General features: G+C 70.2%; 21 protein-coding genes. 4 read left to right on the top strand and 17 right to left on the bottom strand.

What is annotated here, in order from left to right; all coding sequences use genetic code 11:
- Positions 1–41: 41 nt before the first annotated feature.
- The 13 genes from NI17_RS02120 to NI17_RS02060 form a co-directional block, all read right to left on the bottom strand.
- Positions 42–734, bottom strand: coding sequence for an alpha/beta fold hydrolase (locus NI17_RS02120; protein WP_234402018.1), 693 nt, complete (start codon positions 732–734; stop codon positions 42–44).
- Positions 735–944: 210 nt separating this feature from the next.
- Positions 945–1,379 carry a CBS domain-containing protein gene (locus tag NI17_RS02115; RefSeq protein ID WP_068692571.1) on the bottom strand — a complete coding sequence of 145 codons (435 nt, stop codon included), beginning with the start codon at positions 1,377–1,379 and terminating at the stop codon, positions 945–947.
- 138 nt (positions 1,380–1,517) lie between these two features.
- A complete protein-coding gene (locus NI17_RS02110) occupies positions 1,518–2,309 on the bottom strand; it encodes a class I SAM-dependent methyltransferase (RefSeq protein ID WP_068692570.1) in 792 nt (263 codons plus the stop codon).
- 210 nt (positions 2,310–2,519) lie between these two features.
- Entirely contained in the window at positions 2,520–3,107 is a 588-nt protein-coding gene (locus NI17_RS02105) for a GTP-binding protein (protein ID WP_119267883.1), read from the bottom strand.
- Between the two features lie 34 nt (positions 3,108–3,141).
- Positions 3,142–3,639, bottom strand: coding sequence for a DUF742 domain-containing protein (locus tag NI17_RS02100; RefSeq protein WP_234402016.1), 498 nt, complete (start codon positions 3,637–3,639; stop codon positions 3,142–3,144).
- Positions 3,640–3,659: 20 nt separating this feature from the next.
- Complete coding sequence (locus NI17_RS02095; protein WP_068692568.1) at positions 3,660–4,061, bottom strand: roadblock/LC7 domain-containing protein; 402 nt, start codon at positions 4,059–4,061, stop codon at positions 3,660–3,662.
- A 203-nt stretch (positions 4,062–4,264) separates the two neighbouring features.
- Positions 4,265–7,447, bottom strand: coding sequence for a sensor histidine kinase (locus NI17_RS02090; protein ID WP_068692567.1), 3,183 nt, complete (start codon positions 7,445–7,447; stop codon positions 4,265–4,267).
- 614 nt (positions 7,448–8,061) lie between these two features.
- A complete protein-coding gene (locus NI17_RS02085) occupies positions 8,062–8,745 on the bottom strand; it encodes a hypothetical protein (RefSeq protein ID WP_068692626.1) in 684 nt (227 codons plus the stop codon).
- Between the two features lie 406 nt (positions 8,746–9,151).
- Complete coding sequence (locus NI17_RS02080) at positions 9,152–10,174, bottom strand: LacI family DNA-binding transcriptional regulator (RefSeq protein WP_119267881.1); 1,023 nt, start codon at positions 10,172–10,174, stop codon at positions 9,152–9,154.
- 103 nt (positions 10,175–10,277) lie between these two features.
- The gene (locus NI17_RS02075; RefSeq protein WP_068692624.1) at positions 10,278–11,675 is read right to left on the bottom strand and encodes a GH1 family beta-glucosidase; all 1,398 of its coding nucleotides are present in this window, start codon (positions 11,673–11,675) and stop codon (positions 10,278–10,280) included.
- A gap of 53 nt (positions 11,676–11,728) precedes the next feature.
- Positions 11,729–12,661 carry a carbohydrate ABC transporter permease gene (locus tag NI17_RS02070; protein WP_369975105.1) on the bottom strand — a complete coding sequence of 311 codons (933 nt, stop codon included), beginning with the start codon at positions 12,659–12,661 and terminating at the stop codon, positions 11,729–11,731.
- Positions 12,661–13,530: a carbohydrate ABC transporter permease gene (locus NI17_RS02065; protein WP_084012710.1), complete on the bottom strand. Its 870-nt coding sequence runs from the start codon at positions 13,528–13,530 to the stop codon at positions 12,661–12,663. The genes NI17_RS02070 and NI17_RS02065 overlap by 1 nt, the downstream gene beginning before the upstream one ends.
- Positions 13,531–13,871: 341 nt before the next feature.
- Positions 13,872–15,167, bottom strand: coding sequence for an ABC transporter substrate-binding protein (locus NI17_RS02060; protein ID WP_068692564.1), 1,296 nt, complete (start codon positions 15,165–15,167; stop codon positions 13,872–13,874).
- A 634-nt stretch (positions 15,168–15,801) separates the two neighbouring features.
- Between NI17_RS02060 and NI17_RS02055 the strand changes: the two genes are divergently transcribed.
- Positions 15,802–16,875, top strand: a complete 1,074-nt coding sequence (locus NI17_RS02055; RefSeq protein WP_068692563.1) for a coiled-coil domain-containing protein — start codon at positions 15,802–15,804, stop codon at positions 16,873–16,875.
- Positions 16,876–16,907: 32 nt separating this feature from the next.
- Here the strand turns inward: NI17_RS02055 and NI17_RS02050 are convergent, their stop codons facing one another.
- Complete coding sequence (locus tag NI17_RS02050) at positions 16,908–17,057, bottom strand: hypothetical protein (protein WP_157129762.1); 150 nt, start codon at positions 17,055–17,057, stop codon at positions 16,908–16,910.
- A 503-nt stretch (positions 17,058–17,560) separates the two neighbouring features.
- Here NI17_RS02050 and NI17_RS02045 point away from each other — a divergent pair.
- The 3 genes from NI17_RS02045 (at position 17,561) to NI17_RS02035 (ending at position 20,666) form a co-directional block, all read left to right on the top strand.
- Entirely contained in the window at positions 17,561–18,598 is a 1,038-nt protein-coding gene (locus NI17_RS02045) for a hypothetical protein (RefSeq protein WP_068692562.1), read from the top strand.
- A gap of 153 nt (positions 18,599–18,751) precedes the next feature.
- Positions 18,752–19,717, top strand: a complete 966-nt coding sequence (locus tag NI17_RS02040) for a carbohydrate kinase family protein (RefSeq protein ID WP_068692561.1) — start codon at positions 18,752–18,754, stop codon at positions 19,715–19,717.
- Between the two features lie 334 nt (positions 19,718–20,051).
- On the top strand, positions 20,052–20,666 hold the full coding sequence (locus tag NI17_RS02035; RefSeq protein WP_068692560.1) for a DUF6461 domain-containing protein: 615 nt from the start codon (positions 20,052–20,054) through the stop codon (positions 20,664–20,666).
- 18 nt (positions 20,667–20,684) lie between these two features.
- Here NI17_RS02035 and NI17_RS02030 read toward each other — a convergent pair whose 3' ends face one another.
- The 3 genes from NI17_RS02030 to NI17_RS02020 all read right to left on the bottom strand — a co-directional run bounded on the left by NI17_RS02030 (position 20,685) and on the right by NI17_RS02020 (position 24,624).
- Positions 20,685–21,812 carry a quinone-dependent dihydroorotate dehydrogenase gene (locus NI17_RS02030; protein WP_068692559.1) on the bottom strand — a complete coding sequence of 376 codons (1,128 nt, stop codon included), beginning with the start codon at positions 21,810–21,812 and terminating at the stop codon, positions 20,685–20,687.
- Between the two features lie 9 nt (positions 21,813–21,821).
- Entirely contained in the window at positions 21,822–22,742 is a 921-nt protein-coding gene (locus tag NI17_RS02025) for a proteasome assembly chaperone family protein (RefSeq protein ID WP_068692558.1), read from the bottom strand.
- A gap of 124 nt (positions 22,743–22,866) precedes the next feature.
- The gene (locus tag NI17_RS02020; RefSeq protein ID WP_068692557.1) at positions 22,867–24,624 is read right to left on the bottom strand and encodes an ABC-ATPase domain-containing protein; all 1,758 of its coding nucleotides are present in this window, start codon (positions 24,622–24,624) and stop codon (positions 22,867–22,869) included.
- Positions 24,625–24,762: the final 138 nt, after the last annotated feature.

The raw sequence follows: 24,762 nt of genomic DNA, 5'->3' as shown, positions 1-24,762 counted from the left end.
GCCGGGCTCGGGGAAGAACGGGTCGCCGACTCCCCGGGTGGTCAGTGTGGGCGGGGTGTGTCGGCGCAGCCGGTCCTGCCGCCGGGGGTAGGCGGCGATGTTGTGGCGGTAGTCCTGGGCCAGGGCGATCTGGGCCTCCTTGCGGCCCGGCAGGTCGAGGAAGTACCGGTCCAGCAGCCAGCCCTCGGAAGCGACGAGCGCGGGGCGGTGGTACCGGTCTCGTACCGGGAACGGGTGGCGGCCGAAGTGAGCAGGCCGCGGATCGTCCGCTGTGCGCCGGGGGTGTCGGGGGTGGGTGCGGCGGACTCGCGCGCCGCCGGGGACAGGCCCTCGGCGTAGGCGCTGCCGTTCTGCACGGTCAGCCCGGCGATCAGCTCCGGACGGCGCAGGGCCAGGCGGAGGCCGACCGGGGCGCCGAAGTCGAAGACGTACCTCACGAAGCGGAGCGGACCGATCCTCCGGACGAAGCCCTCGACGGTGTCGGCGAGCCGGTCGAAGGAGTGGGTGAGGTCGGCCGGGGCCTCGGTGCTGCCGAAACCGGGGTAGTCCGGGGAGATCAGCCGGAAGTGCGCCCCGAGCGCGTCGATGAGGCGGCGGAACTGGTGCGAGGCGGACGGGAAGCCGTGCGGCGGCAGAAGGACGGGGGCGTCTGCCCGGTCCGGCACCGATTCGCGGTGGAAGACTCCGACTCCGTCGACGTCGATGCGGCGGTGGATCACACGCGGCGCGGCCACAGGCGCCGTTTCACATGATTTCTTTTGAGAAGTACGCGTCAGGTCCAGCCGACCGACAGCTACTGGGGTGTGAGCGTCGGGGTCTGCGGTGGATGCGGATCCGGCTCGGGACGACAGGAAACGGGGTGTTCCGCCCCGGCGACCAGGACCGGCCACCGCGGGCGGCCGCGTGCGACGCACGCGGCCGCCCGTGACCGCCATGTGGACGGATCAGGAGACGTGGTCGGCCGGTCCCGACTTGATCGCCTCGACCAGGCGTCCTATCTGGTTCTCGGGCAGGTGCTGGGCGAGGTCCGCCTCGCTGACGATCCCGACCAGTTCGCGGTTCTCGATCACCGGCAGCCGCTTGATCTTGTGCTGGATCATCTGCTGCAGCACCGTCTCGACGTCGTCCGAGGCGTCCACGTAGAACGGCCTGCCCTGGGCGAGTTCGATCGCGTTGCAGGTGTTGGGGTCCTTGCCCTCGGCCAGGCACTTGATCACGATGTCACGGTCGGTGATGATGCCCTTCAGCTTGCCGTCGTCACCGCAGATGGGCAGCGCGCCCACCCCCAGGTCGCGCATCATGCGGGACGCGTCGGTGAGGTTGGTGTTCGCGTCGACGCACTTGGCGCCCCGGTGCATGATGTCCTTCGCGGTGGTCATGAATTCCCCCTTTCCGTCACTGTTCCCGCCGTCGTCCGTACTCCCCCTGCCGACGGGAACGTGTCGGGGCTTCTACCCACCGACCATGACGGCATCCACGGTGGTGGACAAATCACGCACCAAACCGCCGCGGTGCTCTCAGCGGCGGCGGCAGACCATGATCTCGGTGGTCGGGCTCTCCTGCCGGGTGCGCACCAGTCGCCGTTCGAGCGGGTAGAGCGCGGCTCCGGCGAGCCAACCGGTCGGCCCGGTCAGGGTGGCCGCGCGCAGCGTCCCGCCCCACGTCTTGCGCCACACCGGGCCGGCGTCGACCTGGGCGTTCATCAGCACCAGGAACGGGGATCGGCGCACGACGTCGAAGCCGACGCGGTCCAGTTGTCCGGTGATCCAGCCGATCGTGCGGTTGACCTGGTTGGCGCCGCGCTGCACCGGACGGTGCAGGAAGTTCTCCGAGAGCACGAAGTAGCCGCCGGGCCGCACCAGCCGGGCGACGGACTCCAGAGCGGCGGTGTAGCGGTCGTCGTCGGTGATGTGGAAGAGCACGTCCATGCAGGAGACCGCGTCGAAGTCGGCTCCGGCCAGCGTGTCCCCGGGGTCGGCGATGTCCAGGCGTTCGAAACGCAGGCCGGGGAAGCGGCGGCGCAGCCGCGCCACCGCGGCCTCGGTCAGGTCGCACCCGGTGACCGAGGCGACGCCGAGGTCCCGCCAGGCCTGCACGTAGAAACCGGTCCCCGAGCCCACGTCGAGCACCCGCGCGCGGGTCAGGTCCATGTCGAGCGCGCCCGCCCGCTCCAGGAACACCTCCCGGCGCACCCGATACATCCACTCGTTGAACGGGCGTCCCAGCGCCCGGTAGCCGACGCCGGTCTCCGTCCAGTCCGCAGCCAGGCGCTCCTCCCAGAAGGCCCTGCGTTCGTCTTGGGAAGTCATGCCCGCATGATGACCGGTCGGCGTCCGCGGGTCCAGCTTCCCGCGCCGAGAGGGGCACGGCGAAGGAGCGGGGCGCGACAGCGACTGTCGAACCCCGCCGGGCCTCGCCTCACGAGGGCCCTGTTCGGTGAGGGCTTCCGGGTCGCGGGTGCCGCCCCGGCGCGGTCGCGGGCCCCGAGTGGTCCACCGGACAGGCCCCGACGTCAGGATCTAACGCCAGGAGGAGTGACCGCCGGTGGAGGTGGTCTGTTCGGCGGAGGCGTCACCGACGGCGATGGCGTGCTCGACCAGGCGGATCAGTGTGGCCTTGGTGGAGGCCCGGTCGCGCGCGTCGCACTGCACGATCGGGATGTCCTCACTCAGGGTGAGGGCGTCACGCACCTCGCTGATGGAGTGGGGGTAGTAGGAGTCGAAGCCGTTGATCGCCACGATGAACGGCAGCTTCGCCTCCTCGAAGTAGTCGATGGCCGGGAAGCAGTCCGCCAGACGGCGGGTGTCGACCAGGACCACCGCGCCGATGGCTCCCTTGACCAGGTCGTCCCACATGAACCAGAAGCGGTGCTGGCCGGGGGTGCCGAACAGGTAGAGGATGAGGTCGGAGTCCAGCGAGACCCGACCGAAGTCCATGGCGACCGTGGTCGTCTGCTTGTCCGGCGTCTTGGCCAGGTCGTCGACGCCGACGCTGGCGCTGGTCATGACCGCTTCGGTGGTCAGTGGAACGATCTCGGAGACCGACCCCACAAATGTCGTCTTACCGACGCCGAAGCCCCCGGCGACGACGATCTTCACCGACGTCATCGCGTTCGCCACAGCACCGCCCTCGTCGGCCGGGCTAGAGCTTGCGAAGTCCACTGAGTACCCTTTCAAGCAGGTTGACGTTGGGCCGGTTGTCGGTGTTGAGCGACGACCTGATCTGTACGAGGCCCTGTTCTGCCATGTCCGCCACCAGAACCCGCGCGACACCGAGCGGTATCCGGCACAGGGCGGAGATCTCCGCCACGGACCGCCACTCCTGGCACAGGTCGCAGATCGCCTGACATTCGGGAGTGAGGGTCCCGAACTCGCTGCGCGCCGTCGCCGTCGTCGAGATCAGTGCCTCAAGCGGCAACTCGGTCTTGGGCTTGGTCCGACCGCGCGTCACCGCGTAGGGCCGTACCAGCGAACTCGGCGCACTCTCGCTGATCGACCACTGCTGTCCGGTGACCTGTTGGGTGGATCGCGGAAGCTCGCCACCGGCCGCGGCGTCGGGCAGCGGCCTGGGAGCGCCAGCCGACGGGTCGCCGAACCATGAGGCGCTCCCGGTGTCTCTACCGTGAGGTGGTGCCACCACTTCCTCCTGTCGGTGGTGGGTCAGTGGGTACCCGAGGTGCGTGCCGCCGGGGTCAGGGCTCGGCCCGCCCGCTCGACAAGCAGTGTCATCTCGTAACCGACCAGACCGAGGTCGCAGTCGGCCGCAGCGAGCACCGCAAGGCACGATCCATCGCTGATAGCCATGATAAGGAGCAGGCCTCGCTCCATCTCAACCACGGTCTGGGCGACCGCTCCACCCTCGAAGACTCGGGCCGCGCCCTGGGTGAGGCTGGAGAGACCGGAGGCGATCGCGGCCAGCTGATCGGCTCGATCAGTGGGGAATCCGGCTGAGGCCGCCAACGGTAGACCATCCGACGACACCACGATCGCGTGCGCCACGTCGGGCACCCGATTGGCGAAGTCAGTGATCAGCCAGTTGAGTTCGTTCACCGGTTGATTCATCTGCTCTCCTGTCGGTCCCAGCCTTCGCATCGACCGATCTGGTAAACGGCCGACAGCCGAGAGTTTCTCGCTGATGACTTTATTGCGGTCCCATGTCCGAGAAGTGCAGATGATGTTAATTCATTACTCATCTGGTATCCACTCCCCAGCAAAAGCCCAGGTGGCTTCGCCGTCATGGGACATCACCCTCCAAACCGGACACACTACCCCTCCCTGGGAGGGCGCTTGTTCAGGGCGTCGCGGCCCTGGCGGATGCCCTGTTGGAAACTGGAGAACCTGCTGCGGACCTGGTCTGCGGAACGGGAGGTGATCTGCTTGAAGTTCTCCGGCGCCGGAGCGGTGCCCGGGACCAGGTTCGCCTTGGGGACGCGCTTGGGCAGACCCGAGGAGGTGATCCCGCCCGCGACCGGCTCGCTCGCCCGTTCCGCGGCGGTCTTCCAGCCGACGTCCGCCTCGGAGCGCCACCCGTCCTCGGAACGGGACCGCTGCTCGGCGGCCGATCCGGCGGGTTCGGTGGAACCGAGTCCGTCAGGCGTGCCGACGGTGTTGATCGGCCCGGTCTCGGCCGCGGTGACCGCCGGGTTGACGGTGCGGCGACGGAACCAGTTCGACTCGATGGAGTCGAAGATCGGCAGCGGCTCGTTGGACTCGTTCTCCGGGGAGGGCGGAATGATCGTGTTCTGGTTGCTGCCCGAGCCGTACCGCTTGGACAGGTAGGCGGTGGAACCGTAGCCCTCGCGGATCTCCGGCCGGTCGGAGGTGAGGCCGTTGCCGCCCGAGCCCGAGTAGGGCGCGGTCGGGGGAGTCTGCCAGGCCCGGGTCTCCTCGACGGGGCGGGCGGTGTCGTCCAGCGGGTTGGCGCGCTGCTCGGGCCGCTCGATGGAGTACCCGTAGACGGGGCGCCGGTCGGACTGCGCCGGTTCCGCGGAGGTCGGCCGCTCGGGCTCGGACGCCGACGGAGCCGATGCGGGGGTGTCGGACACCGGCGGAGTCACCGGGGGCGGCGGGGCCGCCGGGGTGTCGGGCGCCGAGGAGGGGGCGGCCGTCGGCTCGGTGGGAGTCCGGCGGGGGGCCGAGGGTTTGGCCCATCCCGCGTCACCCCACAGGTCCTGGCCGCTGGGCGGGTGCTCCGACTGCTCCTGCTTGCCCCGCTGCGCGGCGCGCGCGGCCGGGTCGGGACGCTTGGGCAGCCCCGAGGGCGTGCTGTCGCGCTGCCACACGGGACGGTCGTTGCCCTCGGGCGGCTGCCACACGCTGTCGGTGGGATCGGCCGGAGCCGGGGAGGACGCGAAGGCCGCGGTGGCTTCGGCGTAGGTGTCCGGCACCGGTCCGCGCGACGGGCTGAGCGCCGGGGTGGCCGACTCGACCGGGGTGATCAGCAGGTCGTTGGGGAGCGACACGACCGCGGTGATGCCGCCGTTGTGGGCGGCGCGCAACTGCACCCGGATACCGTGCCGGTTGGCCAGGCGGCTGACCACGAACAGACCCATGCGGCGGGAGACCGCGACGTCGATGAGCGGAGGCTCGGCGAGCCGCTGGTTGGTGCTCTCGATCTCCTCGGGCGCCATGCCGATGCCCGAGTCGGTGATCTCGACGACGACCTCACCGTTGTCCATCGCCTGGGCGGTGACCGAGACCTGGGTGTCGTGCGAGGAGAACACGGTGGCGTTCTCCACCAGCTCGGCGATGAGGTGGATGACGTCGTTGACCGGGCGTCCCAGGACCGAGATGTGCGAGGGGGCGCGGACGTTGACCCGTTCGTACTGCTCGACCTCGGAGACCGCGGCGCGCAGCACGTCGACCAGGGGCACCGGCTGGGCCCACTTGCGGGTGTTGTCCTGGCCGGACAGCACCAGCAGGTTCTCGTTGTTGCGGCGCATGCGGGTGGCCAGGTGGTCGAGCTGGAACAGGTCGGCCAGGCGGTCGTCGTCCTGCTCGCCCTGCTCCAGGCTCTCGATGAGGCGCAGTTGCCGCTCGACCAGGCTCTGGCTGCGCCGGGAGAGGTTGACGAACATCGCGTTGACGTTGGTGCGCAGCGCCGCCTCGTCGGAGGCCAGGCGCAGCGCGGCGCGGTGCACCTCGTCGAAGGAGCGGGCCACCTCGCCGAACTCGTCGGTGGAGGAGACCTCGATCGGTGTGACCCGGACCTCGCCCGGTCGCACGTTGGTCTCGCGCATCCGGCTGATGGCGTCGGGAAGGTCCTTGGCCGCGATGCGCATGGCGCTGTCGCGCAGGACGCGCAGCGGAACGACCATGGAGCGCGCCACCCACGAGGTGGTCAGGAAGACGACGATGATCAGCAGGAGCACCGCGGCGCTGTCGGAGAGCAACTGGATGCGGCCCTGGTTCTTGTGCATCGTCGCCTCGGTGCGCACCAGGGTGGCCATGGCGCTTTCGACCTGCTCCATGCGCTCCATCGCGGCCACGGCCGTCTGCTGGTAGCTGTCGGGGTCGTCTCCCTCGGTGACGCCGGTGAGCGTCTGGCCCTCCTCGGCCCGCAGCAGGGCGCGCAGTCGCATGGTGCCCAGCCGACTGACGTCCAGACCCCCGTAGTTGTCGTCGAACAGTGCCGCCTGCTCGGGGGTGGCGCTGTTGCGGAAGTTCTGGATCTCGTTGTTGTAGCGGGCCTGGGTGCCCTCGATGGAGTCCTGGACACCGCCCGACATCGAGTCGCGGATCAGCGAGTGCAGCATCAGCGCGGTCTCGTAGGACTGGTCGTCGCGTGCCCTGCCGAGCGCGGTCAGCGCGCGGATGCTCTCGCGCAGTTCGGTGGCCTCGGCGTTGTTGGCGAGCGCCTCGACGAAGTCGGTGAGGGAGTCGGCTATCTGGCGGTACTTGGTGACCGCCGGAAGCATCGTGATGCGGGTGTCGGTGATCTCGTTCCGTATCCCGCTCAGGTTCTCCAGGGACTCGGTCATGCGGTCGAGCCGTTCCTGGACGACCGGATCTCCCGTCTCCCCCAGTTCGTTGGTCCCCGCGCGGACGTCGTTGAGTTCCTGGTCGACGACCTTCTGCTGTTCCTGGAGTGCGACCGCGCGCTCGTCGGAGCGCCGGTTCGGATTGGGGTGGTCGGCGATGTAGGCGGCGGCGAGCATCCGCTCCAGGCCCAGCGCGTTGCCCAGTTGGACGACGTCCTCGGCGAGGACCGCCATCGTCTCGATGCGCTCGTTCCTGAGCGTCACCATGGCGTTCTCGCTGAACCTCGCACCACCCAGAATCAGAGCCGCCGCGGTGGGGACGACGACGAGCGCCACCAGCCGGGACCGGACACGCCAGTTCCGGGGATTCCACCGCCGGGCAGGGCGCTTGGCCGGAGTGTCCTCTCCGGCCCTCTCCGGCACGTCATCAGTGGCGTCAGCGCCGTTGTTCGTCGCTCGTGTCGACACGGACCCTCGCAACCTTTCGTGTCACCGCCTGGGGTACCGGGGTCAAGAACCCCACGGGTGGGTACCGGACAGCATCACCCGGCCCGCTGTGAACGCCACAGGGTGCCGTTTGAGGTGTCATGTGCATGGAACCCGGTATCGAGAAGGGAGATCTTGCCGCCGCAGGACTCACCTCACAGAGGCTGAGGCGTCGCGCAACGCTGAACCGGAACAGCGTGCGTGAGTCGTTAGCGTACCAATTCGGGCAGACAACCCGCACTACCCTGATCATCCCTAATCACCGGAGCTGTCTACGACCGGTTTATACCGTTTAGCCCCTTTGGTCTAGCCCTTCGCGCCGACTTCACCAAAATTTCCCGCGTCACGGGGCGGGATCGGCCTCATTCCATCACATGGATAACTTCTTGAACACGGCTCGCCCACAGACCTGGGGAAAACCTCTCCGGCGGGATGGCGCCGCACACGTGCGGACCGAGGGGCCGTCCGCGCCGCCGGAGTCGCTCACCGAGGTTTGATGGTCGGATTCCGCGGCGGATACGGTTCCGCCCCACCCCTCCCCGGGGTCTCCGCGAAGACCCCCGCGCCCACCGCAGAACCGAACACCCACACCTCAGTCAGGTTCCCGTTCCCGACCCGATCCGCAGTTCGAAGGAGCCGAGCGGCCCCCCGTCCACGAAGAACTCCTCACCGGCCGCCAGCAGCCGGGTCCGTGCGGGCAGCGAGCCGACCGGGGCGCCGTCCGCCGCCTCCGCCCAGGCGCGGTCCAGGACCGCCTCCGCCACCGTCAGGTCCTCGACGCTCGCGGTGACGACGAACCCGGCGCCGTCGTCGAACTCCTCGGCGGTGACGAGGGCCGGTCCCAGGGTCAGCGTGGTCGGCTCTCCGCCGGGTGCGCGCCACAGGCAGGCCAGGGTGTAGCCGGCGGTCTCCCCCGTGTCGAAGCGGAAGGCCACCGCGCCCACGTCCGCGACGAGCCCGGGCGCCCCCGCGGGGAGGACCGCCCCGTCGTCGGTGCCGCGCACCAGACCGGGACCGACCGGGACCGGATCGGAGTCCGTTCCGCGCACCGTGACGGGCCGGGCGGGTGTCAGGGGAGCGCACAGCCGCGTCTCGAACTCCACGATGATCTCCACCGGCTCGGCCAGCGCCCGCCGGTGGGCCTCTGCCATGGCGTCCCCGCCGTCGGCCAGCAGGCCGAGGACGTCCTGCGGCCCCGGGTAGCCGAAGACGCAGCCGTCGTCCACCACCCCGGGACGCCGCTCGCCGCCGCTGGGGGACAGATAGGTGACCCAGCGCATGATCAACCCCCTCACCCCGGGCCCGTCGCCGTCCCGGGCACACGATCTTCCGGGGAACCCGTCCGCTCCCCGTCCCCGGTCGGACTCCGCGGCGGAGTCCGCTCACAGGGGGTTGTGCTCCTTGCCGGTGCCCCCGCACATGCGGCACCGCTCCTGCACGCGGATCCAGCCGATCACCCCGTCGGCGTCGCGCCTCGGGCGCTCCGGACGCCACCGGCCCGTCCCCCCGCAGCATCGGCACGGCCGGTCGGACCGGTCGCACCACTCGCAACCGTCCACCTCACACCGCGCTCGGAGCGTCTCCACCGGCACTCGCCTGTCCCCTGTTGCTCTTTCCATCGTCTTCGGAGGTCAGCGTGGCACAGCAGGCGACGTCTCGTCCACTGGCGGGCGGAGGCGCACCGTGTCAGGCGGACTCGCGCACCATCAGGTGGGTCTCCAGGATCAGCCTGGCCGGGTCGGTGATCTCCCCGGTGATGCGGTCGACCAGGAGGCGCGCCATCTCCCGGCCCATCAGCTCGGTGGGCTGGTTGACGCTGGTCATCGGCGGCTCGGCGTGCTCGGCCACGGTGGAGTCGTCGTAGCCGATCACGGCGACGTCCTTGGGCGCGCTGCGCCCCGCCGCGCGCAGCACCCGCAGCGCCGCCAGTCCCATCAGGTCGGAGGCGGCGAACACCGCGTCCAGGTCGGGGTTGCGGTCCAGCAGCTCCCGCATGGCGGTCACGCCGCTGTCGTAGGTGAAGTCGCCGTAGCTCACCAGGCTCTCGTCGTAGTCGAGGCCCGCCACCTCCAGCGCCTCGCGGTAGCCCTGGAGACGGTCCACACCGGCGACCATGTCCTGGGGACCGGCGATGGTGGCGATACGGCGGTGGCCGGTCTCGATCAGCCGCTGGGTGGCCTGGCGGCCGCCGCCGATGTTGTCGATGTCGACGTAGCACACCTGCTCCTCGGGGACTCCGAGCGGCCGGCCGCCGTAGACGTAGGGCACCCCGGCCTCGTCCAGCATCTCCGGAAGCGGGTCGTCGCGGTGCAGCGACAGCAGCAGCACGCCGTCGACGTGCTGCCCGGCCAGGTAGCCGCCGAGGCGTTCGTGCTCGGCTCCCGAGCGGCCGGTGGCCAGCAGGAACTGGAACCCCCGCTCCGACAGGGCCACCCCCACCCCGAGCACGATCCCGGCGTAGAAGGGTTCGGCGAAGAGTCTCTGATTGTCCTCCGAAACCACCAGCGCCACGGTGTCGGTGCGTCGGGTCACCAGGGTGCGGGCCGCCCGGTTCGGTACGTACCCCAACTCCTTGATCGCCCGCTTCACCGCCTCCCGCGTGGGAGGACTCACCTGGTCGGAGCCGTTGATCACACGGGACACCGTCCCGCGGCCGACTCCCGCCAGAGCGGCCACCATCTCCAGTGTCGGACGCCGCCGACGCTCCATACTCTTCCCCCCAACCCACGACCGCGCCGTCCCGGCATCTTCTTTCTATCCTGGAAGACGCCGGGACGGCGAGGCTCTGACCAGACTCGACGGATCGGATCGGCTAGCGCTGCCCGATGATCCCTCCGTCACGGACGACGCGCGAGTACCACCGGCCGCTGTCCTTGACCGTGCGGACCTGGCTCTCGTAGTCCACGTGCACGATGCCGAAGCGCTTACCGTAGCCCAGCGCCCACTCGAAATTGTCCATCAGCGACCAGGCGAAGTAACCCTTGAGGGGCACTCCGGCCTCCATCGCGGCGTGCGCGGCGCGCAGGTGCGCGTCCAGGTAGGCGATCCGGTCGGTGTCGTGCACCGCGCCGTCGACCAGCTTGTCGTCGAAGGCGGCGCCGTTCTCGGTGACGTACAGCGTCAGCCCCGGGTAGTCGTTGGCGAGGCGGGTGAGCGTGTCGTACAGACCGGTGGCGTCGATCGGCCAGCCCATGGCGGTGACCGGCAGGCCGGGGTCCACCTCGACGACGTGCTGGCTGCCCACCGACGGCGAGTACTCGTCGGGCGGAAGCCGGTCGGAGCCGCCGTTCTCCCGGGAGCCCGACACCCAACTGGGGTTGTAGAAGTTGACGCCCATCATGTCCAGCGGCGCGGAGATCGTCTCCAGGTCCCCGTCCTCCACGAACCCGTAGTCGGTGATCGCCGCGACGTCGGTGAGCAGGTCCTCCGGGTAGCGTCCCTTCACCAGGGGCTCGGTGAAGATGCGGTTGCGCAGCGCGTCGATGCGCCGCGCCGCGTCCACGTCGGCCTCGCTGTCGGTGTAGGGGCGCACCGTGGTCTGGTTGTGCACGATGCCCACGAGCGGGGTGCGGCCGGACCGGGATCCCAGGTCGCGGATGGCGGCGGCGGCCAGGCCGTGTCCCAGCATCAGGTGGTGGGCGGCGGCCAGCGCGGCGGCGGGCTCGCGGCGGCCGGGGGCGTGCACTCCGGAGGCGTAGCCCAGGAACGCCGCACACCACGGCTCGTTGAGGGTGTTCCAGTTGGTGATGCGGTCACCCAGTCGGGTGTACACGATCTCCGCGTAGTCGCCGAACCGCTTGGCGGTGTCCCGGTTGGGCCAGCCGCCCTCGTCCTCCAGTGCCTGGGGCAGGTCCCAGTGGTAGAGGGTCGGCCACGGCTCGATCCCCGCCTCCAGCAGGCAGTCCACGAGCCGGTCGTAGAAGTCCAGGCCGGCGCGCAGGGGTTTGCCCCTGCCGTCGGGCTGGATGCGCGGCCAGGCCACGGAGAAGCGGTAGGCGCCGATGCCCAGTTCGCGCATGAGCGCCACGTCGTCGCGGTAGCGGTTGTAGTGGTCGCAGGCGGGGTCACCGGTGTCGCCGTTCTCGACCTTGCCGGGGGTGGCGCAGAACGTGTCCCAGATGCTGGTGCCGCGGCCGTCCGCCGTGGTGGCTCCCTCAACCTGGAACGAGGCTGTCGCCGCCCCCCACACGAAGTCCTGGGGGAACCGGATGTCTCTCTGTGGCTCCTCCTCGGTCTGGCCGAGCGAGGCGGTTGACTGCGAGGTCACTTGATGGCACCTTCCATGATCCGGCCGATGAGCTGGCGGCCGAGGACGAAGAACAGGATCAGCAGGGGGAGTGTGGCGACGACGGACCCGGTGAACATCAGGGCGAAGTCACGCGAGTACGCCGACTGGTTGAGCTGGTTGATGGCGAGCTGGACCGTCGGGTTGGCGGGGGTCAGCACCGCCAGCGCCCAGGTGAACTCGTTCCACTGCGTCATGAACGTCAGCAGGCCGAGCACGACCATCGCGGGCCGCAGCGCGGGAAGGACCACGTTCCAGTAGATGCGGAAGGTGGAGCAGCCGTCCATGCGCGCGGCTTCCAGCAGTTCGTCGGGGATCGCCTGGATGCAGTACTGGCGCATCATGAACACGCCGAAGCCGTTGACCATGAAGGGCACGATGATCGCGGTGATCTCTCCGCGCCAGCCGAACCACTCCATGAGCATCAGCAGCGGGATGATGCCGATCTGGACGGGCACCGCCATGGTCAGCACCACGCCGACGGCGGCGGCGTTGCGTCCCCGGAACTTCAGCTTGGCCAGGGCGAATCCGGCCAGCGAGGAGAAGAGCACCACCGACAGCGCGAGGATGGTGGAGGAGATCGCCGAGTTGACCAGGCCGAGTTGGAAGTTGGCCGAGGAGTTGGCGAAGAGGCGTTCCAGGTTCTCCAGGAGGTTTCCGCCGGGCCACATGTAGGGCGGGCGGGCCGAGGCGGCGGCCGAGTCGCGGCTGGCCACGACGAGCATCCACCACAGGGGGAACACCGACAGCAGGACGGTGAGGGAGAGTCCGATGTAGGTCAGCGGGGTCGCCTCGCGGACCCCGGTGCTGCCCTCGTTCTTCCGCTTGCGCCTGCGCTTCGCGGCCGGGGTGTCCCCGGGCGCGGCGGGCTCGGGCACGGCGCCCGGGGGCGGGGTCAGGGTGGTCGTCATCATGCCCCCTTGATCCTGCTGCTGAGCAGCGCGTTGAGCGCGCTGATCACAACGACGAGCATGAACAGCATCCAGGCGATCGCGGAGCCGTATCCGTAGTTGTTGAACCGGAAGGCCTCCTCGAAGATCAGCATCATCGTGGTCTGGAACTGTCCCTGCGTGCCTCCGGAGACGTCCCCGAAGATGACCGGTTCGGTGAACAGCTGCATCTGGCCGATGGTGGAGACGATCACGGTGAAGATGATGGTGGGCCGCAGCATCGGCACGGTGATCTGCCAGAACTGCCGCATGCGGGAGGCGCCGTCGATGGAGGCCGCCTCGTAGAGGTCCCTCGGGATCGCCGACATCGCCGCCAGGTAGATCAGCGCGTTGTAGCCGGTCCAGCGCCAGTCGACCATCACCGCGATGACCGCCCAGGAGGACAGGGTGCCGCCCTGCCAGTTGATCGGGTCGATCCCGAGGAATCCCAACGCGTAGTTGACCAGGCCGAACTGGGTGCCGAACAACTGGGAGAAGACGATGGCCACGGCCGCGACGGAGGTCAGGTAGGGCAGCAGCAGGCCCATCCGGAAGAAGTTGACCGCGCGGATCCTGCGGCTCAGCGTGTCGGCCAGGAACATGGCCAGCAGCAGCTGCGGGATGACGGCGATGAGGAAGATGCCGAAGGTGTTGTACAGCGAGTTCCAGAACTTCTCGTCCTGGACGAGGCGGACGTAGTTGTCGAGGCCGACGAATCCCTGGTTCCCGCCCAGCAGCGTCCAGTCGTGCAGCGAGACCCAGACGGTGTAGAGCAGGGGGAACAGGCCGAAAACCGCGAAGAGCAGGAAGAAGGGGGAGATGAACAGATAGGGGGAGACCCGGAGGTCCAGGCGGGTCCAGAGGATCTGCCTGCGTTCGTTCCTCGTCTTGGTGTCGTTCGCGGGCGGCTGGAGGACCGGGTCCTCCTTACCCCCGGGCGGGGCGCCGCCGCGCTTGAGAAGAGTCACGTCAAGCGCTCCTCGTCATGAGAGATCAGATGTCAGATGGAAGAGAGGAGACGGCCCGCCCGTGCCGGGTTCGGGTGAGGGAGCCCCGGCGGGGAGCCGAGGCGGACCGTCTGGTCGGGGATGTCCGTACGGGGCGCGGACCCGTCCTGGGAGGGGCCGCCGCTGCGGGCGGCCCCGGACGGATCCGCGCGTTCACTCACTGATGGTGGGCGAATCCGGGTGGGTCACTCGCCCGAGGCCCGCTGGGCTCCGCTGAGCGCCTGCTCCCAGGCCTCGTCCGGGGAGACCTGGCCCTGCTCCATCGCTTCCAGCGCCTTGCGGAACTCCTCGGAGACCTGGGCGTTGTTGACGCCGTAGTAGACCGGCTCGAGCTCCTTGGCGGTCTTGGAGTAGATCTCGCCGACCGGGGCCTGGTTGAAGTACTCGCGGGTGAACTCGGTGACGGCCGGGTCCTCCAGGGCCTGCGGCGAGGAGGGCAGCGTGTTGGCGGCGTTCCACGCGGAGATCTGCCCCTCGGGGCTGGTCAGGAACATCGCCAGGTCGGCGGCTTCCTCGGGGTGCTCGCTCTGGGTGGTCACCGACAGCCAGGAGCCGCCCCAGTTGCCGCCGTTGCCGGGAACCTCGGCGACGTCCCACTGGTCGCGGCCGCTCTCACCGGCGGTGTTCTCGATGTGGCCGAGCATCCAGGCCGGGCAGGGCAGGGTCGCGAAGACGTTGTTCTGGATGCCGGCGTTCCACTCGTCGGACCACATGGTCAGGTTGGCCGAGAGGCCCTCGTCGACCATGCGCTCCGCCAGGTCCCAGCTGTCCAGGATGACCGGGTTGGAGTCGGCGACGAGGTTGTTCTGCTCGTCGAAGAAGGTGTGGGTGCCGCCCTGGGCGTTGATGGAGTTGAAGTACGGGGTGACCGTGGAGACGAAGGACGCGCCGGTCTCGGCCTCCTGGAACTCCTTGCCGACCTCGATGAAGTCTTCCCAGGTCTCCCAGCTGGCGCTGACCTCCTCGCGGTCGGTGGGCAGGCCCGCGTCCTCGAAGAGGGTCTTGTTGTAGCACATGCTCATGCCGCCGATGTCGGTGCCCAGGCCCAGGATCTCCCCGTTGGGTCCCTTGCCCATCTCCCACTTCCACGGCAGGAAGTTCTCTTCCAGGTCGGCCGCGCCGTACTCGGCGAGGTCCACGAAGTTGTCGCCCTGGCTGAGGTAGAACTGCTGGACGATGCCCTCCTCGACGGCGACGATGTCGCCCGCGCCGCTGCCGGCAGCGATGTTCTGCTGCAACTGCGGGACGTAGTCGGCGTTGAGGTCGGTGACGTTGTTCTCCTTGATGACGATGTTCGGGTTCTCTTCCATGTACTGCTTGAAGAGGTCGTCGTACCCGAAGACGCCGAAGGTGTCGACGGTCAGGGTGATCTTGCCGTCCTCGGCGGCGTCGCTGCCGCCGCACGCGGCCGTGCTGAGAAGAGCCACCGATCCCAGCGCCGCAGCAGCCACCCGCCAGTGCCGACGTTCAAAAGTTCGCATGTATGCGACCCCTCGCTCAAAGTGGAATGTCTTGGATCGCGTCCCGTGAGATCCCCCGCTTTGGGAGCGCTCCCAAGAGAGTGGCCCACACCACTGTGTTCCGTCAATCCCGGATCACGTGCGCGAAACACAACCGTTACCTGAAACATCTTGCACACAGCCCGAACACCTCTTTCGGAACGCGAATCCCGAGGATGGAACGGGGATCCACCGCCCCCTTCCGCCTCCGACGCGGCCGCCGCGACAGCCCTCCCGCGGCCGCGGCCCGGACAACGGGGACCGCTCCCCCTTCGCGGACCGCCCGGCCCCACGGGACGCCGCGCGCTTCGCCACCACCGGTCCACTCCAGGTCAGCGCCGGAGAACCCCTCTCTCCAACCGGTGGACGACGAAGAATCCTGCCATCCACCCCCGCTGTGGCCCACGCCACCGACCTTTTATGTGATGTAGATCACAACGTATTTCCGTTTTCTGCCGCAAACCCGCCTACACTCGATTCCGCCGAGTGAGTTGCGGCCGCCCGGTCCCGCTGTGCCGGGAGCGGCCCCCTCGGCCCACCCCAGAGCAGGGGCCCGCCTCCCGCAGGAGCGGCGAACGCCGCCCGCAGGACCTCTGTGTGATCGAGGAGCGAAGAAGTGCTGCCCAAGCATTCGAGCGACGACGGCCGAGACGACCCCTACGTCGATTTCTGGGCGCCTGATCCCACCGACGGAACCTGGCGCGACCACCTTGCCGACCTCACCGAGACGTTCTCCCCCCGCTCCGGCGGCCCGCGCTGGCCCGGCCTCCTGGCCGGCGTCCTCTCCCTCGTCCTGGTCGCCGCCCCCCTCTCCGTCCACGTCGCGCCCCCCGCCTCCGCGGCTCCGGCCGCCCCGGCGGTGCCGACCGAGGATCTGGACTCCCTGCTGGAGCGGGCCGACGCGCTGAGCGAGGAGTACAACGGCGAACTCCGCGACATGGAGGCCGTCATCGAGGAGGCCGAGCAGGCCCAGGAACGCGCCGACACCACCCGCAAGGAGGTCGACGAGGCCCGCGAACAGGTGCGCTACCTGGCGGTGGCCACCTACACCAGCAGCGGTCTCGACCCGGCGCTGGGGCTGCTGCTCGACTCCGAGCCGCAGGAGATCATCGACACGGCGACGGTGGTCGACCACCTGACCCACACCAACAGCGACAAGATCTCCTACCTGGTCGAGGCCATGGAGCGCGACGAGAAGGCGCAGGCCAACGCCGAGGAGAAACTGGAGGAGGTCGAAGCCGACCTGGACGAACTGGAGGACCGCCGCTGGGAGGTCCACAAGCTCATCGCCGACTACCCGGTGCAGCAGATGGGGCCGCCCGACAACCTCACCCCGCGGACCCGCCAGATGCGGGACCTCATCATCGAGGAGTTCGGCGAGAACCGGGCGAACGGCGGCGTGGGCTGCTACCGCCCCAACGGCGGCTGGGTGGTCGGCGAGCACCCCAAGGGACGGGCCTGCGACTTCATGGTCAACGCCAACGGCCAGATGCCGACCCCCGAACAGCAGGCGCACGGCCAGGCGATCGCGGACTGGGCCGTGGAGCACGCCGAGGACCTCGGCATCATGTACGTCATCTGGCGCCAGGAGATCTGGGACATCCGACGCAACAGCGGCTGGCGGCCGATGGCCGACCGCGGCAGCATCACCGAGAACCACTACGACCACGTGCACATCTCGATGTTCTGACCGTCGGCGCGGCCGGAGGCGGGTCCGGAGGTTCAGCCGGTGAACAGCGGACCGTACACCCAGGCGGTGCATCCGACGCAGACGGTGAGTGTCGCCGTGATCGCGGCGAGGAAGAGAAACCAGTCCTTGAAACCGTACTCGGGTGGTTTGCCGTACTCGGGTGGCTCTCGGGAAGACGGCATCCTCGTCCCCTGTTCCCGTCCGGTCCGCGCCGCCACCCTACGTCCGCGACCGCCGTCCTCCCAGGGAGGGCGCCTGGTCCGGCCAGACATGTTTGGCGGCCGCCCGCACGGTCCGAAGCTCCCAGAACATCCGGACGCGGCGTTTCCCACCGTCGCGGCGCCTACGCCGGAGCCGCCGACCGGAGGGACGGACAGACCGGTCGGTCTTTTTGGCCGTTTCCGGCCATCCGCCCGACTGCGCGGTCGCGGTCGGACAACAATCTGATACGGCCGACCACTTTGGGTCCCAAAAGGGTGACAATTCACCCCTTACCTCCCCAAGGTCCTCTCCCTGACAGCATTCTTAATAGGGATAAGATCTCAAGGCTTTGTCATTGGAGCGCAGGGCTTCGCCCGGCCGAGCCGCCGTCCTCAGCGGTCCCGGGAGAACAACGCCAATGGAACCGTGAACGAGTCAACGCGCGTCCCAGTCCTGACGTAACGCAGCTGGCGCGAGGGGAGTCATGAGCGACAACGGACCCTACACCCAGCCACCCCAGTACCCCGGTGGCGAGGGCAACTCAGGTGGGCAGCCCGGACCGTACGGCGGCGCCTACGGCCAGGGCGGACAGCCCGACCCCGGCACCGGCGGGCAGCCCGGGTACCCGAGCGGCCCCTACCAGCAGCCTCCCTACGGGGACCCGGGGACCGGCGGGCAGCAGCCACCGGGGTACGGCACGGGTCCGTACCCGGGCCAGGGCGGACCGCAGTACCACCAGGCCAACCAGCCCCCGGGCTACCCCAACCAGGGCTACTCCGCACCGCCGCCTCCCCCGCCCGGCAAGAGCAACGCCGGCCTGTGGGTCGTGATCGCCGGTGGCGTGGTCATCGTCCTGCTGGTCGTCGCGGTGGTCGTGGTCCTGTTCAACCGGGGCGGCAGCGCGCCGCAGGCCGGGGGCACGGGCACCCAGACCACCCAGGAGAACCAGGAGGGCGGCAACGAGGAGCCCGCCGGGGACCCCGCCGAGGAACCCGCCGAGGAACCCGCCGGCCCCTCCGGCGGAGCGCCGTACGCGCCGCCCGAGGACCCCTGCGCGGTCCTGGGCGACAGCACGCTCTCGCAGTTCGGCGCCACCGACGGCAGCAAGACCATCACCGACAACTCCTCCAGCTGCAGCTGGAGCACCGAGGTGAACGGCTTCTACGGAACGCTGCGCGTGGACTACTCCACCCCCTACGGAGGCTCCGACTCGGTCGAGGCCGCCAAGGAGGACTACACGTTCAACTACGACTACGCCACCGACGAGGAGGGCTCGATCTTCGACCTGAAGGTCGTCGAGGAGCAGCAGCTCGACTACGGCAGCGAGTCGGTGCTCGTCTTCGCCGAGGAAGAGATCATCGGCCCCGGCAACCGCACGACGGTCCTCATCCGCCAGGACAACATCAACATCACGGCGGAGTGGAGCGTCAGCAACTTCGACTCCAGCTCCCACCCGCAGTCCTTCGGCGACGTCGAGGACATCATGAAGCAGGTGGGCCAGGAGGCCCTGAGCGCTCTGTAGCCCCCAGACGCACCCGTGGACGGGAGCGCGGCCTCGTCGGCCGCGCTCCCGTTCGGCTTGTCCGGGGCCCCTGCGTTGTCAGCACAGCGGGAGGGGCGGGATACTCTTCCCTCACAGAGCGCCCCCAGCCCGCTGGTTTCGGAAGGACGCCCCTTGATCACCGTCGTAGGCGAAGCACTCATCGACCTCATCAGCTCCGAGAGCGGCACCTACCGTTCCGCTCCGGGCGGCGCGCCCGCCAACACCGCCGTCGCGCTGGCCCGGCTCGGTGTGGAGTCCTCACTGCTGGCTCGGATCAGTTCCGACCGCTTCGGCCGCCAGTTGCGCGCCTACGTGGGCTCGCGCGGGGTGAGCACCCGTGACCTGGTGACCGCCGAACAGCCCACCACCCTGGCCATCGCCAACCTCGACGAGACCGGCCACGCCAGCTACGACTTCTACGTCAGGGGCACCGCCGACTGGCAGTGGCGGCCCGAGGAGCTTCCCGACCCGATCGCCGACGATGTCGTCGCCCTGCACGTGGGATCGCTGGCGATGGCGATGGAACCGGGCGCGGCCGTCATCGAGGAGTGGGTGTCCCGCCAGCGCGGCCGGGCCGTGGTCAGCTACGACCCCAACATCCGTCCCGCGCTGGCGGGAAGCCCGGCCGACGCCCGGGAACGGGTGGAGCGGCAGGTCGCGCTGGCCGACGTGGTCAAGGTCAGCGACGAGGACGTGCGCTGGCTGTTCGGCCACGGCTCGGGGGCCGACCCCACCGGACCGCTCCTGGACGTCGCGCGCTCCTGGCTGGAGCGGGGCCCCGTCCTGGTCGCCGTCACCTGCGGCGGGGAGCGGACCATCGTCATGGTGCGCGGCCGTGAGGACCGTCCGCTGTCGGTGGTCCCCGCACCGGTGGAGGTCGTCGACAGCGTCGGCGCGGGCGACGCGTTCTGCGCCGGGCTGCTGGACGCCTTCGGCCAGGCCAAGGCGCTGGGAGCGGGCGGCAGGGACCGGTTGGCCGCGCTCACCGACGCCCAGCTCACCGTCTGCGTGCAGCACGCCCACCGGGTGGCCGCCCACACCTGCCGCCGCGTGGGCGCGGACCCGGGCGAACTGGACCTCCCGCCCCTGGAGCTGTGAGCCCCGCCGCCCCGCCCCCGGCGCCGCGGGCCGTCCGGAGGGCGGGGCAGCCCATGGTCACCGCCGCGCGACTACCCAAGGACCCCGAACCGGGCACACCCTGGAGTCGGGGTCTGTCCCCCGGTCTCGGGGGACAGACCTACGATGGAGATTTGTGGGTTCTTGACATGCGCGTTCGGTGGGGACCTCCCGGTCGCCCCGGCGGCGTCCGCCGCCGGGGTCTTCCGGCCCCGGGCGGCGCCCGACAGCGGCCCGTCCCCCTCGTTCCACGGTCGTCCCCATCCCGTGCCGCGTTCGGGCACACACCGGAGATCCTGTCTGAAGGGACGGGCTGATGTCCGTTGCTCACACCCGTGACTACTCCTGGCTGCCGGAGAGGCAGCCCGACCTGGCCGAGGCCTACTGCCTGTGCTACGTCAGAGGGCTGTCCAGGACCGAGGCGCTGTGCCGTCTCGGCGCGGACGAACGCGCCCTGCGCACACTGCCCATAGCCGAGGCGGTGGAGGCCGGCCTGTGCGCCGAGGAGGAGCCGCCGCTCACCGCGCACGCTCTGGCACTGGGCGACTGGACCGTGATCGTGGAGCCGACGGGCTGCCGCTCCGCCCGGCCGCAGGTGTACCGGAGACTGTCCGCGGGGACCGAACTGGTCTGCCTGCGGGTGGTCATGGGCTACCGGTACGAGTTCCGCTGGGTGGCCGACGGCACGCTACGGCTCTTCTTCGACGCGCGCCTGCCCGACCAGCGCGGCGGCTCCAGCCCCGACCGCCTCGCCGAGGACATGCGCGACCTGGACCTGACCGGCGAGATCGACCCCGAGGAGACCGACCCGGGCCCGGCCCTGCTGGCGCTGGCCGACCGCGTCACCGGGGTGCGGCTGCGTCCGGGGCACCTCAGCGGCCCCCTGCTGGGCGCCGAACTCGACGCGCCCGTACCGGCGGCCGCCCGCTGAGGCGGGCCCGTCCGGGGTTCAGGCGGAGGACCGGGACGGAGCCGGGTCCACGTCCGCGCCGACGGCGTCGGCGACCGAGGCGTAGCCCTCGCTCCGCGCCAGCGCGACCAGTCCCCGGTGGACGCGGCGGGGCCACAGCGGACCGCCGTAGACGAGACCGGTGTAGCCCTGGACGAGGCTGGCGCCCGCGCGGATGCGCGCCCAGGCGTCCTCGGGGGTCTCGATGCCGCCGACCGCGACGAGCACCAGCCGGTCCCCCACACGGGCACGCAGGCGGCGCAGCACCTCCAGGGAGCGTGCCTTCAGCGGCGCGCCGGACAGTCCGCCCGCTCCGGCGGCGGCGACCTCGTCGGGATCGGTGGCCAGTCCCTCGCGGGAGATGGTGGTGTTGGTGGCGATGATGCCGTGCAGCCCCAGTTCCACGGCCAGGTCGGCGACGGCGTCCACGTCCTCGTCGGCGAGGTCGGGGGCGATCTTGACCAGCAGCGGCAGATCGGGGCGTCCGGCCTCGTCGAGGGCGCGGCGCACCGCGCCCAGCAGCGGCCGGAGCCGCTGCGCGGCCTGGAGGTCGCGCAGGCCGGGGGTGTTGGGCGAGCTGACGTTGACCACCAGGTAGTCGGCGACGTCGGCGAACCGGCGCGCGCTGGTGACGTAGTCGGCGACGGCCTCGCTCTCCGGCACGACCTTGGTCTTGCCGATGTTGACGCCGATGACGGGGTTTCGGGCCCGCCCTGCGCGTTGGGCGCGTAGCCGCCGCGCCACCGCCTCCGACCCCTCGTTGTTGAACCCCATCCGGTTGACGACGGCGCGGTCGTCGACCAGGCGGAACAGGCGGGGTCTGGGGTTTCCGGGCTGCGGCTGGGCGGTGACGGTGCCGATCTCGACGTGGCCGAAGCCCAGAGCGGTGAGCCCCGTGACGCCGCGGGCGTTCTTGTCGAACCCCGCGGCCAGGCCGAGCGGCCCGGGAAAGTCCAGGCCGAGCGCGCGCACCCGCAGCTCGGGCTCGCGCGGGCCGAGCAGGCGGCCCATCAGGCGGGAGGTGCCCGGGACGGCGGTGAGCGCGCGCAGTCCCGCGAGGCTCACCCGGTGGGCCCGCTCGGCGTCGACACGGCGCAGCAGGGCGTGGAAGAGGAACTGGTAGAGCACGTGAGGACTCTATCCTTCGGAGCCGCGGTCGTGTTCGGCGAGGAAGCGTTCGAGTTCCGCTCCCAGCTCCTCGGCGGTGGGCAGGTCGGCCTCGTCTCCCGCCAGCAGCGCGTCGGCGCCGACGCCGTCGTCGGCGGCCACGAAGCTGTCGTACTGCGCCTCCAGGTTGCGCACCACGCGCTGGACCTCCTCGGAGGACTCCACCTGGCGGTCGATCTCGCCGTCGGTCTTGCGGGCCTCCTCGGCGAGTCCCTCGGTGGGCAGGGCCAGTCCCGTGGTGTCCGCGAGGTACTCCAGCACGGCGAGCCCCGCGCGCGGGTACTCGGACTGGGCGAGGTAGCTCGGCACGTGCACGGCGTAGCCGATGACGTCGTGACCGGCCTGGCCCAGCCGGTACTCCAGCAGCGACATGGCGTTGCCGGGCACCTGGATCCGGCCGACCCAGGACGCGTGGTCGGGGACGAGTCCGTCGCGGGTGGCGTGCGGGGTGGCGGTCACGGGGCGGGTGTGCGGCACCGCCATGGGGATTCCGTAGAAGCAGACCGTCAGGCCCACCGACAGGCGCTCGACGAGCTGCTGGACGGCCGCGGTGAACGCCTCCCACTCGCGGTCGGGTTCCAGGCCGTGCAGCAGCAGGAACGGCGTTCCCTCCAGGTCGTGCACGAGGTAGAGGGAGAGTTTGGGCTCGGTGTAGTCGACCCAGGCGGTCTCGTCGAAGGTCATGACCGGTCGACGGGAGCGGTAGTCCAGGAGCCCGTCGATGTCGAACGCGACGAGTTCGGTGGCCTGCAGTCCGTCGAAGAGGGCCGCGACCGCCTGCTTTCCGGCCGCGCCGGCGTCCACGAAACCGTCCAGCGACACCAGCAGCACCGGGGAGGACAGTTCGGGAAGGTCGGATCGAAGCTCGTAGAGATCAGCGGGATCTCGCACCTGGACGGGTCTCCGTTCTCACGCTTTTTCGTGTGATCGGATCTTCAGGATACCGATCCACGGTTGGATGGCCGTAAAACACCTCAACGCCAACAACCGGGCACCCTGCTGCCCTATTTCCGTTCTAGCACTGTTCGCGGATTCTGAGGGTGCGCAGCCGGTTGAGGGCCGCGGCGATCTCCTGGCGGCGCACGGCCGCGTAGTCGCCGTGGTGGCCGCGGCCCAGGAAGGTGACGCCGTGGTCGCGGAGCCGCTCCTCGAGCAGGTCCAGGGCCCGGGCCAGGGGGCGCGTGCCGTCGACGAACCCCTCCTCGACCAGGGCGCGCAGCGCCAGCCCCAGCCCGATCACCTGGGAGGGGTCCACCAGTTGGGCGAGGAAGCGCAGGTCGATGTCGGCCTCTCCGAAGGTGAGCACGTCCATGTCGCGCCGCTTGATCCGGGTGCGTCCGCGTGCCGTGGCGGTCACCGACGCCGGGTCGACGACGCGGTGCGCCGGGGCGGTCAGGTCGGCGTCGCGGCGCGGCCGGGCGAGCGCCCGGGCCTGCTCGGTGACGTCGTGGGCGCGGTAGGCGTCCAGCAGGACCACGTGGTCGGCGACGTCGAAGTAGTCGCCGCTGGCGCCCATGACCAGCACGGTGGAGATGCCGTGGTCGCGGTGGAGCGGTCGGACGAGGTCGACGAACGGGGTGAGGGGTTCGCGGTCGCCGTGCACCAGTCGCTGCATGCGCTCGTCGCGGACCATCAGGTTGGTGGCGGTGGTGTCCTCGTCCACCAGCAGCACGGAGGTCCCGGCTTCGAGCGCCTCGGCGATGTTGGCGGCCTGGGAGGTCGAACCGGAGGCGTTGTCGGTGGCGAAGTCCGCGGTGTCGGCGCCGGTGGGCAGGTTGCGCACGAACGCGCTGACGTCGGTGCGCTCCACCCGGCGGCCCTCCTCGGCGCGGATCTTCACCGCGTCGGCGCGGGTGACGACGAGTTCGCGGCCGTCGCCGGGCACGTGGTCGTACACGCCGCGCTCCAGTGCGTGCAGGAGGGTGGACTTGCCGTGGAAGCCGCCGCCGACGACGAGGGTGATGCCCTCGGGCACGCCCATGCCGGTGACCGTCCCCCGGTGCGGCAGTTCCACGGTGACGCGCAGGCTCTCGGGCGAGGCGAACGGGACGGCGTCGCGCATCGGCAGGTCGCTGACGCCGCTGGCGCGGGGCAGGATCGCGCCGTCGGCGACGAAGGCGACGAGTCCCAGGTCGCCGAGGCGGTCGCGCAGCGCGACGGTGTCGGCGACGCTGTCGGCGAAGGCGGTGGCCTCCTCGGTGTCCAAGGCGTTCCAGCACAGGTCGTCCACCAGGTAGGGGACGGTCTCGCACAGTGCGCGGTCGGCGCCCCGGCCGTCGATGCGGCGGCCGTGCCCGGGCAGGTCCACGCCCAGCCGCAGTTCGACGGCGCCGTCGCGGATCTGGCAGGAGGAGCGGTCGAGGACCTGCTGTCCTCCGGCGTCGATGCGCACCCGGGCGCCCTTGAGGAGCCGCCTGGCCTGCCGGACCAGGTAGTCGGCGGTGGCGCGGCGGCGCACCGGGTCGCGCCAGGCGTGCTCGGGCAGTCCGGCGGTCCGCGCGGGCACGTGCACGAGGAGCCGGGAGGGCGGGGCGAAGGGGTCGGCCTGGACCTTCTGCACGGTGAGGGTGAAGTCGCCGAAGTCCCAGTCGCCGGCGAGCGACTTGTAGCGGCTGTAGGAGGCGCCGTCCATGCGGTGCAGTTCGTCCTCCAGCCGTTCGGCGTCGCGGCGTCCCCGGATCGGTTCGGGCGCGGACCGGCCCCGCCCGTCTCCTCCTCTGGGACGCCCGCCCCGGCGCCCCCGGTCACCGCGTCCACCGTGCGTCGTCGCCATGTCGGTGCTCCCCCGTGACGTGTGTCCTCCCGTCGTTGCCGACCCTATCGACGCGCGCGGCGGGTTGTCGCGGCGTCGGGGGCGGCCTCGGTCCGCGCGTCTTGGTGCCGCGCCGCCGTTGTCGGCTCCTCGCGGAGC

Source organism: Thermobifida halotolerans (genome assembly GCF_003574835.2).
In the GTDB taxonomy this organism is placed as follows: domain Bacteria; phylum Actinomycetota; class Actinomycetes; order Streptosporangiales; family Streptosporangiaceae; genus Thermobifida; species Thermobifida halotolerans.
The sequence above is the reverse complement of the archived record's forward strand: the minus strand, read 5'-3'. Positions and strand labels throughout refer to the sequence as shown.